Raw genomic sequence first — 13947 nt, 5'->3', positions numbered from 1 at the left:
ATGATCGAAGCCCTCTTTCTGGCCTTTGCGCTGGCGATGGATGCATTCGCAGTGGCGCTGGTGCAGGGCGCACGCTTTCGCCCGGCTCCGGGGCCAATACTCGCGATCGCTCTGGCATTCGGAGCGGCGCAGGGGATCATGGCGCTGATCGGCTGGGGTATGGGCGCAGCGGCATTCCACTATATCGCCGCCATCGATCACTGGATCGCCTTTGGATTGCTGGCCTTTATCGGAGTGCAGATGATCCGCGAGGGCGAGCACGACGAAGCTCTGCGCCCGCTCACCGGCATGGCGCTGCTGGTCGCCGCCATCGCCACCAGTATCGACGCGCTCGCCGCCGGGATCACCCTGCCGACGCTCGACTATCCCCCGCTGGTCGCCGCCGCACTGATTGCTGGAGTGACGCTACTTCTTTCGATCGTCGGGGTGACGATCGGCAAGTCGGCTGGAGACCGTTTCGGCAGGCCTGCCGAAGTGCTCGGCGGCGTGATCCTCATTGGTCTCGGCTGCAAGATCGTGCTCGAACATACGGGAGTGTTGTGATGCTCCACGTCGTCCATCACGCCGACTACATGGCCCCGCAACCGACCCGCGGGACATTCAAGTTCGACAAATACTACCTCGTGATGGAGGAGCTGCGTGCCAGCGGCGCCCCGATCACCGAGCACGCCCCCGATCCCTGCCCGCGCGAATGGCTCGAAGCGGTGCACGATCCCGACTATGTCGACGAAGTGTTCCGCGTGGCGGTGCCTCGCGAAAAGGAGCGCCGCATCGGCTTCCCGGTGACGACGCGCATCCGCGACCGCGTGCGCCACACCAATGGCGGGACATGGCTCGCCGCACGGCTCGCGATGGAGCATGGCTATGCCGCCAACAGCGCGGCTGGAAGCCATCACGCGCTCGCCGACACCGGCGCGGGCTATTGCGTGTTCAACGACCTCGCCGTCGCCTCCAACCGGCTGATCGCCGAGGGCCAGGCGCATCGCATCCTGATCGTCGATTGCGACGTGCACCAGGGCGATGGCACCGCCAGCCTGACCGCAGGGCGCGAAGACATCTTCACGCTCTCGCTCCATGCGGAAAAGAATTTCCCCGTCCGCAAGGCCCGCTCGAGCCGCGATGTCGGCCTGCCCGACGGGGTCGATGACGATGGCTATATGGAAGCGCTCGACACGCACCTGCCCGACATCATGCACCAGTTCGCGCCCGATCTCGTGCTTTACCAGGCAGGCGTCGACCCGCATGTCGAAGACAAGCTCGGGCGGCTCGCCCTGACTGACGAAGGGCTCCAGCGCCGCGACCGCTTCGTGGTCCGGCAGGCCCGCCAGCGGGGTGTTCCTGTCGCGTCTGCACTCGGGGGCGGATATGGCGACGACCAGCGCGCCGTCGCCGCACGCCACGCCCGCTCGATGCTCGCCATGGCCGACGAGAATATGCGTGTGTCGCGAGACTTCGATTGATGCTATCGCTTCCGTGGGTTGCGGGACGGAGCAGGAACGATGGCTGATTTCCAAACCGACTACCTGATCGTGGGAGCGGGCGCCGTCGGCCTCGCCTTCGCCGACACCATGCTCGACGAAGACCCCGATTGTCACATGACGATCGTCGACAAGCACGCCCGGCCGGGCGGTCACTGGAACGATGCCTACCCTTTCGTTGCGCTGCACCAGCCGAGCGCGACATACGGCGTCAACTCGATGGAGCTTTGCCCCGACCGGGTCGACGAGCATGGCCATAACGCGGGCATGTACCCGCTCGCCAAGCATGCCGAGATCCTCGCCTATTACAGCAAGCTGGTAAGCGAACGGCTGGTGCCGAGCGGACGCGTCACCTACCTGCCGCTTACCGAATACCGCTCGAAGGACGGCGGCGACCACCATGTGCGCGGCATCCTCTCGGGCGAAGAACAGACGGTCCACGTACGCCGCAAGATCGTCGACGCGACATGGTTCCAGACCTCGGTGCCTTCGACCCACACGCCCGGCTTCGAAATCGCCGAAGGCACGCGCTTTGCGATACCGGGCGACCTTCCGGGCCTATGGAAGCAAGCGGACGATTTGCCCGACCACTACGTCGTGATCGGCGGCGGGAAGACCGCGATGGACACCGCCGTCTGGTTGCTCGAAGCGGGCGTCTCACCCGACAAGATCGGTTGGGTGCGCCCGCGCGACAGCTGGATGTTCAACCGCAAGCTGCTGCAACCGGCCTATCACCGCATCGACGGGCTGATGAAGTTCCAGCTCGATCTCGTCGAAGCCGCCACCGCATCGGAAAGCGGCGACGAGATGTTCGCCGAACTCGGGCGTCGCGGAACCATGCTGCGGATCGACGAAAGCGTGACGCCCAAGATGTTCCACTACGCCGTGATCTCGGAGGGCGAAGTCGACATGCTGCGGCAGATCACGCAGGTCTATCGCCAGGGTCGGGTTTCACGGATCGAACGGGGCGCAATGCATTTCGGTGACGAGCGCGTCGAGGTGCCCGACAACACGCTTTTCATCGATTGCACCGCCACCGCCGTCCCGTTCGAAGCGCGGGCCAATCCGCGCCCGTTCTTCGACGGCGACACGATCACGCTGCAACTCGCGCAGACGCCGTTCGTACCCTACAGCGCGGCGCTGGCGGCGTTCGTTGAAGCCAATTTCGACACCGATGAAGAGAAGAACAATCTTATTCCGCCAGCACCGCTGACGGATTCGACCGACACCTACCCCTATGCGGTGATGGCGAACCTGATGAGCACGGCGATCCTTTCGAGCAATGAAAAGACCAATACTTTCAATGCCAAGAGCCGATTGCACCCGACCGGGCCGGCGATTGCACGAATGATCGAGGAGCAGGACCCGCGCCTTGCCCAAATGAGCGATCTCGGGCCGAAGATCCAGGCGCATATGCCCGGCGTGATCAAGCTAGGAATGGCCGCAAAAGCTCTTCACGAAGCGGGTTAACGATCCCATATTGGATATTCACGGGAACGATAGAATTGCGCTATAGGTATAGATGTCATGAACAGGCGTGAGCTCATCAAGACCGGCTTGGTGACGGGCGCAGCATTGTCGCTCCCCGCAACCGTTGCCGCTGCCCCGCAGAAAGGCTCCGCGCGCGACCGGAAGCTGTTCGCGCTGGCCAAGCGCGAGCTCGACCGTGCGGGCGACATCATCTGGAAGCGCGACATCGTCGGTATCGCCGATTTCGGGGTGCATTCGGCCGAGAAGCGGTTTCACTTCGTCAATCTCGACCGCGAGGAAGTGCAGAGCTTCCATGTCAGCCACGGCACCGGATCGGATCCCGAGCACGACGGCTGGCTCAACCGCTATTCCAACGTCGAAGGCTCCAACGCGACGAGCAAGGGCGCCTATGTCACATGGGAATGGTACAAGGGCCGCTACGGCACCTCGGTGCGGCTCGGCGGGCTCGACCCGACCAACGATGCCGCGCTGCGTCGCTATATCGTGATGCACCGCGCGGCCTACGCCGAGCCCTCGCATATCAATCGCTGGGGCAGGCTCGGCCGCTCGAACGGCTGTTTCGCGCTGGGCGAAGAACAGTTCCGGATCGCGCTGCTCAACCTGTCGGGCGGGCGGCTGCTCTATGCCGACAGCCTCGGCTGGACGGACGGATCGCTCGAAACGCTGCAGCCGGAAAATCCCAACAATCTGCAGCGCTACGCACCCGGGTCTTACTAGGCCCTAGGCCCCGTCGCGCGGGTCGTTCTCGATTACGATGACTTCATCATCGATCACGTTGCTGCGATCCTTGACGCGTGGTTTGTCGAGGCTCGCGAGGACCGGGGCGTCGCGGCCGTAGATGTCCTTGAAGGTCCGCATCTCGCCATTGATGTCGGTCGCCATCGTGAAATAGGTGATGTAGGCGGGCAGCTTCCGCTGGATCGGGACCTTCGTGTATTCGCCCGACGTCGCAATCTCGACCGCCTCTTCCTTGGTCGCACCTTTGCCGAGGATCGCCATCGTGATCGCAAGCTCAAGCGCACGTTCGGTGCGGATGCAGCCATGTGAAAGCGCCCGGTTGTCATTTGCGAACAGGTGGCGCGAAGGCGTGTCGTGGAAGAAAATCGCGTGGGGATTGGGCATTTCCAGCTTCATCCGCCCGAGCGAATTGCCCGGCCCTGGCTGCTGCACCACGCTGATCCAGCCGTTCGCGCCCTTGGTAGCGGTGTAGCCGTTGCGCTTGGCCCATGCGGGGTTGCTCAGCACCTTGTTGCCGAGCCCTTCGCCGACGACGATCGATTGCGGCACCGTCCAGGTCGGGTTGAAGACCACGCCTTCGACCATTTCCGCAAGCTGCGGCGTCGCTGTGCGCCCTGGCTTGCCGACAATGGTGCGATAGGTGAATATCCGGTCGCCAGCGGTCAGCCGCAATTGGTATTCCGGCACATTGGTAAGCAGGTAGAGGTTGCCGAGATCGCGCTGGAGCCAGCGCCAGCGATCCATGTTGGCGCGGATCAGCTTGCGCTTTTCGACTTCGCTCTCGGGCGTCTGCGCAAGCTCTTCCTTGAGCCGCGCGTAGTCGGCGTGGGTCGGGTTGAGCTCCATCAGCGTGCCGGCGACATCGCCGGTCTCGAGCGCCTTGGCCAGCAGGTCGCCGGTGCGATAGGTGTCGCGATCGGGATCGACCACGAACCACTGTTCACGCGCATCCATGGGCGTGCGCCCGTCGCGCAGGTCCTCGACCAGCCAGACGAAATTGCGCGACGCGAGCTCGTCGAGTTCCTCGGATGGGCCGGATGCCACGGCAGTCTTGAGCGCCTGAAGATCGTAATCGCGCGGGTCGAGGCCTTCGGCTCCGATGCCTTCGATGACACCGATCAGTTCCTGCGCGGCGAATACCGACCACGGCTGCACCAGCGGCCCCGGAGGCGCGAGATCACCCTGCACCATCGGATCGGAGATCATTTGCGGAAAGGCTTCGTCGAAGCTCGCGTCGGGCTCAACCGTCTGGGCCTCCGCCTCGGTCTCGACCGGCTCCTGCTCATCCTGGGCGAAAGCACCGCTCGAAACCAATGCCGCCGCCGCGATCCCGCTCGCCAGACTGCCGACCCATTTACGCATACCTGCCTCTACCGTCCCCGAAATGCCCGCAAACCACGGGCTTGACTAAATTTCGCGTAGTATATCCCCGCTGTCCACCCTCTATCAACCAGCATCGCTTTCCCCGCGATGAATTGTTCACTGCGCGCGGGCAATGCAGGCGTGACGACGCGCGAGCTTGAGCCTAGAGGGTGATCCGCCATGTCCTCTCCGCCGTCCTCCGCCAGCCGCTTTCTTCCGTTCGCTGCCGCCGCGCTGGGCGTGGGCTTCCTGTCGTTGATGGATGCGCTGATGAAAGACGCGGCGCTGGCGGTGGGCACTTACACTGCAACGGTGCTGCGGTCGCTGTTCGGCGCGGCGATCATCGCCCCTTTCTGGCTGGCGCAGCGCAAAGGGTGGCCGACGCGCAGCGTGATGAAGCTCCATATCGAGCGCGGGATCATCTCGGCCTTCATGGCGCTTAGCTTCTTCTACGCGTTGACCAAGCTGCCGCTGGCCGAGGCGATCGCGATCAGCTTCGTCGCGCCCTTGATCGCGCTGTATTTTGCGCGGGTGCTGCTCGGTGAACATATCCAGCGCAAGGCGATTTTCGCCAGCCTGCTCGGCTTTGTCGGTACCATCGTCATCGTCAGCGGCAGGCTAGGACGTGCCGACATGTCGACCGAAGTCCTGCTCGGGATCGCCTCGCTCATGTTTTCGGCGCTGCTCTACGCCTACAATTTTGTCGTGATCCGCCGTCAGAGCCAGGTTGCGGGACCCGTCGAGATAGCGACCTTTCACAGCGGCGTCGGGGGTCTGGTGCTGCTGCTGTTCGCCCCGTTCCTCGGCACGGTGCCGCAGCCAGATTCGTTGTGGTCGATCGTCGGCGCGGGGGCGCTCACGGTCGCCGGTGCGATGGCCATAGCCTGGGCCTATGCCCGCGCCGAAGCGCAAGCGCTGGTACCGATCGAATACACCGGCTTCCTGTGGGCGAGCCTGCTGGGTTGGCTGTTCTTCCGCGAACCTGTTACCCTGCCGACAATCGTGGGCACGCTGCTGATCGTAACAGGCTGCTGGATCGCGACGCGCAAAGCGCGAAAACCGGCTGCCGTAACGGCACCTTAGCCGCGCAATCGCAACCGACTCGCAAGAGCCGCGCAGCCCCTTGACGACTGACCCGCAGTCTAGCAGGTGCTCCACAAAGAATTGACCTCCGGGCACGCCCCGGAACCCCCTCCCCGACCAGTCTCCACTGGGACGGGACAGCAGACAAGGATGGGATATCCCGATGACAGCTATCGGCAAGGACACGCTCGCAACCCGCTCGACACTTTCGGTGAACGGAAACGATTACGCCTATTACTCGCTGGCCAAGGCCGCCGAGCAGCTGGGCGACATCTCCAGGCTTCCGATTTCGATGAAAGTCCTGCTCGAAAACATGTTGCGTTTCGAGGATGAGGGCTTCACCGTCGGACAGGACGATATCCAGGGCATTATCGACTGGCAGAAGAATCCGGTCACCGGCAGCGAGATCCAGTATCGCCCGGCGCGCGTGCTGCTGCAGGATTTCACCGGCGTGCCCTGCGTGGTCGACCTTGCGGCAATGCGCGATGCGATCAAGGCGCTCGGCGGCGACACCGCGAAGATCAACCCGCAGGTGCCCGTGAACCTCGTCATCGACCACTCGGTGATGGTCGACGAATTCGGTCATCCGAAAGCGATGGAAGCCAACATGGCGCTCGAATACGAGCGTAATGCCGAGCGTTACGATTTCCTCAAATGGGGTTCCAAGAGCTTCCAGAACTTCTCCGCCGTGCCTCCGGGCACCGGCATCTGCCACCAGGTCAACCTTGAGCACATCGCCAAAGGCGTGTGGGCGAGCGAAGGCCCCGATGGCCAGATGGTCGCCTATCCCGACACATGCGTCGGAACCGACAGCCACACCACGATGATCAACGGCCTCGGCGTGCTCGGTTGGGGCGTCGGCGGGATCGAAGCCGAAGCTGCGATGCTCGGCCAGCCGATCTCGATGCTGGTCCCCGAAGTGGTCGGCTTCAAGCTCGAAGGCCGGATGGCCGAAGGTGTGACCGCAACCGACCTGGTGCTGACCTGCGTGCAGATGCTGCGCGAAGTCGGCGTCGTCGGGCGCTTCGTCGAATTCTACGGACCGGGCGTTGCCAACCTTACGCTCGCCGACCGCGCGACGATTGCCAATATGGCGCCCGAATACGGCGCGACCTGCGGCTTCTTCGGCATCGACGACAAGACCATCGAATACATGCGCCTCACCGGCCGCAGCGAAGAGGATATCGCGCTGGTTGAAGCCTACACCAAAGAACAGGGCATGTGGTTCGACCCGACGCACGAACCCGTCTTCACCAAGACGCTCGAGCTCGACATGGCGCAGGTCGTCCCCAGCCTCGCCGGACCCAAGCGCCCGCAGGACAAGGTCATCCTTCCCGAGGTCGACGAGCTGTTCAACGGAGACCTTAAGACAGTTTACGGCAAGGACACGCCGCACCGCACCGCTGTCGAGGGCAAGGAACACGATATCGGCGACGGCGACGTGGTGATTGCCGCGATCACCAGCTGCACCAACACCTCGAACCCCGACGTGCTGATCGCCGCCGGTCTCGTCGCCAAGAAGGCGAACGAGAAGGGTCTCAAGCCCAAGCCGTGGGTCAAGACTTCACTCGCGCCCGGATCGCAGGTGGTGACCGACTACCTTGTGAAATCGGGCCTCCAGGCGCACCTCAACGATATCGGCTTCGATCTCGTCGGCTATGGCTGCACCACCTGCATCGGCAACTCGGGGCCGCTGGCTCCGCCGATCAGCGCCGCGATAAACAACAACGATATCGTCGCCGCATCGGTGCTGTCGGGCAACCGCAACTTCGAAGGCCGCGTCTCGCCGGATGTGCGCGCGAACTTCCTCGCATCGCCGCCGCTCGTTGTTGCCTATGCGCTCAAGGGTACGGTGACCGAGGACATCACGACCACTCCGATCGGACAGGACCAGGACGGCAACGACGTGATGCTCGCCGACCTATGGCCGACCAACAAGGAAATCGCCGAGCACCGTGCGGCCAATATCGACCGCACCATGTTCGAAAAGCGCTACGCCAACGTCTATGACGGCGACGAACATTGGCAGGCGATCACGGTCGAGCCGTCGGACACCTATCAGTGGCGCGCAGGCTCCACCTATGTCGCCAACCCGCCTTATTTCGAAGGCATGGACATGCAGCCTGCGCCGATCGCCGACATCGTCGATGCAAAACCGCTCGCGATCCTCGGCGACAGCGTGACGACCGATCACATTTCGCCCGCCGGTTCGATCAAGGAAGACAGCCCCGCCGGCTCCTACCTCAAGTCCAACCAGGTCGCGAAGAAGGATTTCAACTCCTACGGCTCGCGCCGCGGCAACCACGAAGTCATGATGCGCGGCACCTTCGCCAATATCCGCATCAAGAACGAAATGGTTCCGGGCGTCGAGGGCGGCTACACTACCTATAACGGCGAGCAGATGCCGATCTACGACGCGGCGATGAAGCACAAGGCCGACGGAACGCCGCTGGTGGTCGTCGCGGGCAAGGAGTACGGCACCGGCTCTTCGCGCGACTGGGCGGCGAAGGGCACCATCCTGCTCGGCGTGCGCGCGGTTATCGTCGAAAGCTACGAGCGCATCCACCGCTCGAACCTTGTCGGCATGGGCGTGCTTCCGCTGCAATTCAAGGAAGGCGACACGCGTGAAACGCTGGGGCTGACCGCCGAAGACACCTTCTCGATCAAGGGCCTTGCAGACCTCTCGCCCGCGCAGGATGTCGAAATCGAGGTCACCCGCGCCGACGGATCGACCTTCAGCTTCACCGCGCTCTGCCGCATCGATACCGCAAACGAGATGGAGTATTATCGCAACGGCGGCATCCTCCACTACGTACTGCGCAAGCTCGCGGCGGCCTGAGCCAATGCTGTCGCGCCCTCTGATCCTTGCCTGCTTCTCGGCACTGCCGCTTGCAGCCTGCGCGCCCGAAAATGGCGAGGACAAGAGCGCGCCCAGCGTTCCGCTCGGCTTCGAACTGGCGATGGCGCACAATGCACCCGATATGGCGGTGGAGGCGAGCATTGTCGAAATCGATCCCGGCGAGCTTTCAGCGATGTTGCAAGGCGGCAACATCCGCCTGATCGATGTGCGCCGGGACGATGAAGTCGCCGGGGGCATGATCGCCGGAGCCGAGCATATTCCGCTCGACGAGTTCGACCCGGCCAAGCTCGACCATGACGACGGGCGGCAAATCGTGCTCTATTGCCGCTCGGGTCGGCGCTCGGCGATCGCAGCCGAACGTCTCGGCAAGCACATGGGCGAGCCAGCAGTCCATTTGGCGGGTGGTTTCATCGCTTGGAAAACTGCGGGCGGAGCAACCGATTAAAGCGTGTCATTGAAAAACGCTGCGATTTCTGGAATTATCCAACAATAGCCAGCGTTGAATCGCTGGATCCTCTCCATTACGCGACCGAATAAAGGCATTCCCCATGATCGACCCATCAACCCTTCTCGTCTCGCTCCTGCTCGCCGCCCAGCCGCAGGCTGATGATGCCGAGGACGCTCGCGACACAAGCCAAACGTCGGAGGTAGCGGCTCGAAAAGAAGTCGATGACGATGACAAGATCATCTGTCGCCGTACCGCTGTGATCGGATCGAAGTTCAAGAAAAGGATTTGCGCGACGAAGGAGGAATGGGAAACCTTGGCAAACCAGAGCCGCGATGCGACCATGCGCGCGCAGAGGCGCGGACAAGGCCTCGATCCCAACGGCAACTGATCAAATTTCGTTTGGTTAGCGAGCCCTAAACCTTTTCCCTGCTAGTCCGTGCAGTCATGGGTGACCAGACTGCGATACCCCGCGAGAACCGGCTCGACCCGATGGCGGACCCGCGCAAGCTTGCGTGGTTCGGCCAGATTGTGCGTGACCGGCTCTTGCGCCATCCATCGGTCAGGCGGATCGATACCGCGGACGCGGAAATCTTCGAAGTCGAGGGCTTTCTGAAACGTCGCGACTGCAACGAGATCGTCAAGGTCATCAATCGCCGCGCAACGCCTTCGACGCTGTATCGCGGGACCGAGCGCGAGGGGTTTCGCACCAGCTTCACGCATCATTTCGAACCGCACGATCCGCTGACGCGCAGCTGCGAGTTGTACATCTCCGACCTGCTCGGCATCGATGACAACTATTCCGAAACGATGCAGGGGCAGCGCTACAGCACCGGGCAGGAGTTCAAGCACCATTTCGACTATCTGCACGTCGGCGACGGATACTGGCGCGACGAGGCGCATCGTGGTGGCCAGCGGACGTGGACCGCGATGATCTGCCTGCATGCGCCGCGCGAAGGCGGGGAGACCGATTTTCCCAAGCTCGGACTGAAGTTCCAGCCCAAGGTCGGCACGCTGCTGGTGTGGAACAACATGACACCCCAAGGCTTTCCCAACCCCAAGACCCTCCATGCCGGAACGCCGGTCATCAGGGGGACGAAGCACATCATTACCAAATGGTACCGGCAGGAGCGGTGGCGCCTGCTCAATCCGGTCTGACAGCATCATCGCACCAAAGGAAAGGGCGGCTCCTTGCGGGGCCGCCCTTTCTGCTTTCGGGTACTGAAAGACTAACAGGAAAGACTAGGCGTCCTGTTTTTCCTTGGACTTCCGCCGACGCAGGATCGCGGCGGCGGCAAGGCCGAAGAGGGCCATCATCGGCGGCGCGGGCACATCGGTCCCGCTCGAAGAGCCGCTCGTACTCGAACTGCTCGAAGAACTGGAGCTGCTCGACGAGGACGATGAAGAACTGGACGACGAAGAACCGGACGACGACGAGCTTGTGCTGGTGCTCATATCGCCCGAAGTGCTGCCGCCGCTCGTCGCGCCGCCCGAAGACGAACTGCTCGACGAGGACGAACTGGAGCTGCTCGACGAACTCGAAGAAGAACCGCCGGTGGTGCTGCCGCCGCTCGAACCGCCCGACGAGCTTCCGCTCGAAGACGAAGACGAGGAGCTGGAACCGGACGAGGACGAAGAGCCACTCGACGATCCGCCGCTGCTGCCCCCATGGGGCGGCTTGCCCGGCTTGCCGCTCGATCCGCCGCTCGAAGAAGACGAGGAACTGCTGCTCGAGCTCGAAGACGACGAGCTGGACGAACTCGTCGTACTCGACACATTGCCCGACGTTGTGGACGTCGTGCTGGAGACGTTGCCAGAGGTCGATGTCGTACTCGATACATTCCCCGAAGTGGAGGTGGTGCTCGAAACATTGCCGGACGTCGATGTCGAGACGTTGCCCGAAGTCGAGCTGGAGACATTACCCGACGTCGACGATGTGCTCGATACGTTCCCCGAGGTGGAAGTCGTGGTCGTCGTGGTTGTGGTCGTCGATCCGCCCGTCGTCGAGGATGGCGGAGGTCCAGGAGGCGGACCCGGAGGAGGGCCCGGAGGAGGGCCCGGTGGAGGCCCGGGAGGCGGAGGAGGAGACGGCGGCTCGCCGCCGCTGCTCGTCGAACTGCCGGTTGTGGTCGTGCTCACCACCGAGACATCGCCCGATGACGAACCGCCGCCACCGAAGAAACCGCCGAAGAATCCTCCACCGAAACCGCCGAAACCACCGCTTCCGCCGATAACCACCGGGCCTCCACCACCGCCGCCGGCGATCGGCGGGAGCGGGGGAAGCGGAGCCGCAGCGTAGGCGATCTGCTGGATCGGCGGGCACAGCTCCGGATCGATATAGGCCTCGGTCGCCCCGGCTGGCAGCGGGGTCGTCTGTCCGGCCCCGCCGGCCGGTCCGTATCCGATCGGCTGGCATTCGATCGTGCGCTCGACGATCCGGCGGCGGCGCTGCTCGGGCTTGGGCAGCTCGCGCGTCCGCGTCTTGATGTAAAGCGGTTCACCCTTGATCGCCTGCGGCTCGCCCTTGATCAGCTTGCCATCCAGGTTCGTGGTGTATTGCGGATCCTCGGTGTTGAGCGGCTCGGCCACGCGCACCGCGCCGCCCTGAATTAGGGCCACGCCGGCAACAGCGGCGGAGAGCTTTGCAGCAGCGAGTTTGAGCGACATAGGACCGCACCTTCTGTTTCATCGCTGGCTGGGAGCGGACAACCCGCACCTTCACCAACTCAACGTGCGTCATGCCGATCGTTTGGATCGCAGGGCAATGCGGTTAACCATGTTGACCGCCGCCTAACGCGCCAAACGGCCCGAAAAGGCCGGTTTTTCAGGGGCGCTGTCCCGTTTTGGAACCGATCCGGGGGCCAAGTTAGCCGGAAAGTTAGGTTAACGCGCCGAGCAGCGGATCACTTCCCGTCGCCGAACAGGCCTTCCTGCGCAGGACCGGACGGGCGGGTGGGCATCATCTCGAGATGCTCCCAACCCGCATCGTTGAGCACGCGCCCGCGCGCGGTGCGCGCAAGCAGGCCGAGCTGGATGAGGTAGGGCTCGACCACGTCCTCGACCGTGTCGCGCGGCTCGGCGAGCCCCGCGGCGAGCGTCTCCACGCCGACCGGTCCGCCTTTATAGGTGGTCGCGATCATGGTGAGGTACTTGCGGTCCATCGCATCGAGGCCCAGCCGGTCGATCTCGAGCCGGGTCAGCGCATCGTCGGCCATGGCGCGCGTGACGGTGCCCTCCCCTGCAACATGAGCGAAATCGCGCACGCGACGCAGAAGGCGCCCGGCCACGCGTGGCGTCCCGCGCGAGCGGCGGGCTATCTCGCGCGCGCCATCGGCGGCGATGTCTAGCCCCAGCAGTCGCGCCCCGCGCGTCACCACCAGCTCAAGCTCTTCATGGGTGTAGAAGTTGAGCCGCACCGGAATGCCGAAGCGGTCGCGCAGCGGCGTCGTCAGCAGCCCCTGCCGCGTGGTCGCGCCGATCAGGGTGAAAGGCGGCAGGTCGATCCGCACGCTGCGCGCCGATGGGCCCTCGCCAATGATGATATCGAGCGCGCGGTCCTCCATCGCCGGGTAGAGCACTTCCTCGACCACCGGATTGAGGCGGTGGATCTCGTCGATGAACAGCACATCGTGCGGTTCGAGATTGGTGAGCAGCGCGGCAAGGTCGCCCGCCTTGGCGATCACCGGCCCGGAGGTGGCGCGGAAGCCGACACCGAGTTCGTTGGCGACGATCTGCGCGAGCGTGGTCTTGCCGAGGCCGGGCGGGCCGAAGAACAGCGTGTGATCCATCGCCTCGCCGCGCGACCTGGCGCTGTCGATGAACACCCGCAAATTGTCGCGCGCACCCTCCTGCCCGATGAACTCGCGCAGGGTCTTGGGCCGAAGCGCCTGATCGGGATCACCGGGCTGCGGCTCGGGCGTGTGGAGGGGGACGGGGTCGGTCAAAACGGGTTCACCGTGTAGCCCTGCTGCTGGAGCAGAGCGTGCGCGGTCATGGCGGAGAGCTCCATCTGCACGCCGTCGATCAGGTCGGCTGTGGTCACGCCATAGGCCGCCGCGCTCTGGCCGCAGACGACGAAGCGCACGCCTTTGTCGAGCATCGCCGAAACCATGGCCGCGGAAGCATTCGGCTCCATTTCGCGCGCCGCCCGCGCCTCGTCGGTGACGAGGTCGAACACCGCCTTGCCGTGGACCACCACCACGATGTCGATACTGCTCTCGGGCACTCCGGCGGCGACATGCATGTTGATGAACCGCGCCGCGCTTTCGAATCCGCGATTGCGCGCGCCCTCATCGGCCTTCGCCGCGACGTCGAAAGCGATCGCGAATTCGGTGTCGTCAGGGAATTCCTTGACCCCCTCGACCGGAGCATGCGGGCCGAATTCCTCGAACACCGGACCGGGCTTGAATGCCGACATGTCCGCCTGCTGCGCGGCGGCGGGGACGGCCAGCGCGAGTGCGGCCAGCGCCAGTATCGTTTTCATTCGCATC

Annotated in this window: 14 protein-coding genes; 10 read left to right on the top strand and 4 right to left on the bottom strand. The window is 63.8% G+C overall.

What is annotated here, in order from left to right:
* Genes ACI5KX_RS03845 through ACI5KX_RS03830 form a run of 4 tightly spaced genes read left to right on the top strand, consistent with a single transcriptional unit; the run spans position 1 to position 3686 of the window.
* On the top strand, positions 1–543 hold the full coding sequence (locus tag ACI5KX_RS03845; RefSeq protein ID WP_406809351.1) for a manganese efflux pump MntP family protein: 543 nt from the start codon (positions 1–3) through the stop codon (positions 541–543).
* On the top strand, positions 543–1460 hold the full coding sequence (locus tag ACI5KX_RS03840; RefSeq protein WP_406809350.1) for a histone deacetylase: 918 nt from the start codon (positions 543–545) through the stop codon (positions 1458–1460). Before ACI5KX_RS03845 ends, ACI5KX_RS03840 begins: the two co-directional genes overlap by 1 nt.
* Positions 1461–1499: 39 nt before the next feature.
* Complete coding sequence (locus ACI5KX_RS03835) at positions 1500–2948, top strand: NAD(P)-binding protein (protein ID WP_406809349.1); 1449 nt, start codon at positions 1500–1502, stop codon at positions 2946–2948.
* A gap of 57 nt (positions 2949–3005) precedes the next feature.
* Entirely contained in the window at positions 3006–3686 is a 681-nt protein-coding gene (locus ACI5KX_RS03830; protein WP_406809348.1) for a murein L,D-transpeptidase catalytic domain-containing protein, read from the top strand.
* Between the two features lie 3 nt (positions 3687–3689).
* Here the strand turns inward: ACI5KX_RS03830 and ACI5KX_RS03825 are convergent, their stop codons facing one another.
* Positions 3690–5069 carry a L,D-transpeptidase family protein gene (locus ACI5KX_RS03825; RefSeq protein ID WP_406809347.1) on the bottom strand — a complete coding sequence of 460 codons (1380 nt, stop codon included), beginning with the start codon at positions 5067–5069 and terminating at the stop codon, positions 3690–3692.
* A 180-nt stretch (positions 5070–5249) separates the two neighbouring features.
* Between ACI5KX_RS03825 and ACI5KX_RS03820 the strand changes: the two genes are divergently transcribed.
* The 5 genes from ACI5KX_RS03820 (at position 5250) to ACI5KX_RS03800 (ending at position 10615) form a co-directional block, all read left to right on the top strand.
* A complete protein-coding gene (locus ACI5KX_RS03820) occupies positions 5250–6152 on the top strand; it encodes a DMT family transporter (RefSeq protein ID WP_406809346.1) in 903 nt (300 codons plus the stop codon).
* Between the two features lie 163 nt (positions 6153–6315).
* Entirely contained in the window at positions 6316–8991 is a 2676-nt protein-coding gene (gene acnA, locus ACI5KX_RS03815) for an aconitate hydratase AcnA (protein WP_406809345.1), read from the top strand.
* Between the two features lie 4 nt (positions 8992–8995).
* The gene (locus tag ACI5KX_RS03810; protein ID WP_406809344.1) at positions 8996–9457 is read left to right on the top strand and encodes a rhodanese-like domain-containing protein; all 462 of its coding nucleotides are present in this window, start codon (positions 8996–8998) and stop codon (positions 9455–9457) included.
* A gap of 103 nt (positions 9458–9560) precedes the next feature.
* Positions 9561–9848 (top strand): hypothetical protein, encoded by a 288-nt coding sequence (locus tag ACI5KX_RS03805; protein WP_406809343.1) that lies wholly within the window; start codon positions 9561–9563, stop codon positions 9846–9848.
* A gap of 56 nt (positions 9849–9904) precedes the next feature.
* Positions 9905–10615, top strand: a complete 711-nt coding sequence (locus ACI5KX_RS03800; RefSeq protein WP_406809342.1) for a prolyl hydroxylase family protein — start codon at positions 9905–9907, stop codon at positions 10613–10615.
* An 84-nt stretch (positions 10616–10699) separates the two neighbouring features.
* Here ACI5KX_RS03800 and ACI5KX_RS03795 read toward each other — a convergent pair whose 3' ends face one another.
* Positions 10700–10774, bottom strand: coding sequence for a hypothetical protein (locus tag ACI5KX_RS03795; protein WP_406811315.1), 75 nt, complete (start codon positions 10772–10774; stop codon positions 10700–10702).
* Positions 10775–10904: 130 nt separating this feature from the next.
* On the opposite strand from ACI5KX_RS03795, the gene ACI5KX_RS03790 reads away from it, so the two are divergent.
* Positions 10905–11756 (top strand): hypothetical protein, encoded by an 852-nt coding sequence (locus ACI5KX_RS03790; RefSeq protein WP_406809341.1) that lies wholly within the window; start codon positions 10905–10907, stop codon positions 11754–11756.
* A 604-nt stretch (positions 11757–12360) separates the two neighbouring features.
* On the opposite strand, the gene ruvB is transcribed toward ACI5KX_RS03790, so the two are convergent.
* Positions 12361–13401, bottom strand: a complete 1041-nt coding sequence (ruvB, locus tag ACI5KX_RS03785; RefSeq protein ID WP_406809340.1) for a Holliday junction branch migration DNA helicase RuvB — start codon at positions 13399–13401, stop codon at positions 12361–12363.
* A complete protein-coding gene (locus tag ACI5KX_RS03780) occupies positions 13398–13940 on the bottom strand; it encodes a DsrE family protein (protein ID WP_406809339.1) in 543 nt (180 codons plus the stop codon). The genes ruvB and ACI5KX_RS03780 overlap by 4 nt, the downstream gene beginning before the upstream one ends.
* Positions 13941–13947 lie beyond the last annotated feature (7 nt).

Source organism: Erythrobacter sp. GH1-10, from assembly GCF_045363165.1.
Classification (GTDB): domain Bacteria; phylum Pseudomonadota; class Alphaproteobacteria; order Sphingomonadales; family Sphingomonadaceae; genus Erythrobacter.
Note: the sequence above shows the minus strand (reverse complement) of the source record. Positions and strands in the feature narration are given on the sequence as shown.

What these genes read in the sequence shown, in the direction of transcription:
- ACI5KX_RS03840 (WP_406809350.1), top strand. Translation starts at nt 543, where the DNA reads ATGCTCCACGTCGTCCATCACGCCGACTACATGGCCCCGCAACCGACC.
- acnA (WP_406809345.1), top strand. Translation starts at nt 6,316, where the DNA reads ATGACAGCTATCGGCAAGGACACGCTCGCAACCCGCTCGACACTTTCG.
- ACI5KX_RS03835 (WP_406809349.1), top strand. Translation starts at nt 1,500, where the DNA reads ATGGCTGATTTCCAAACCGACTACCTGATCGTGGGAGCGGGCGCCGTC.
- ACI5KX_RS03825 (WP_406809347.1), bottom strand. Translation starts at nt 5,069, where the DNA reads ATGCGTAAATGGGTCGGCAGTCTGGCGAGCGGGATCGCGGCGGCGGCA.
- ACI5KX_RS03780 (WP_406809339.1), bottom strand. Translation starts at nt 13,940, where the DNA reads ATGAAAACGATACTGGCGCTGGCCGCACTCGCGCTGGCCGTCCCCGCC.
- ACI5KX_RS03805 (WP_406809343.1), top strand. Translation starts at nt 9,561, where the DNA reads ATGATCGACCCATCAACCCTTCTCGTCTCGCTCCTGCTCGCCGCCCAG.
- ACI5KX_RS03820 (WP_406809346.1), top strand. Translation starts at nt 5,250, where the DNA reads ATGTCCTCTCCGCCGTCCTCCGCCAGCCGCTTTCTTCCGTTCGCTGCC.
- ACI5KX_RS03845 (WP_406809351.1), top strand. Translation starts at nt 1, where the DNA reads ATGATCGAAGCCCTCTTTCTGGCCTTTGCGCTGGCGATGGATGCATTC.
- ACI5KX_RS03800 (WP_406809342.1), top strand. Translation starts at nt 9,905, where the DNA reads ATGGGTGACCAGACTGCGATACCCCGCGAGAACCGGCTCGACCCGATG.
- ACI5KX_RS03810 (WP_406809344.1), top strand. Translation starts at nt 8,996, where the DNA reads ATGCTGTCGCGCCCTCTGATCCTTGCCTGCTTCTCGGCACTGCCGCTT.
- ACI5KX_RS03830 (WP_406809348.1), top strand. Translation starts at nt 3,006, where the DNA reads ATGAACAGGCGTGAGCTCATCAAGACCGGCTTGGTGACGGGCGCAGCA.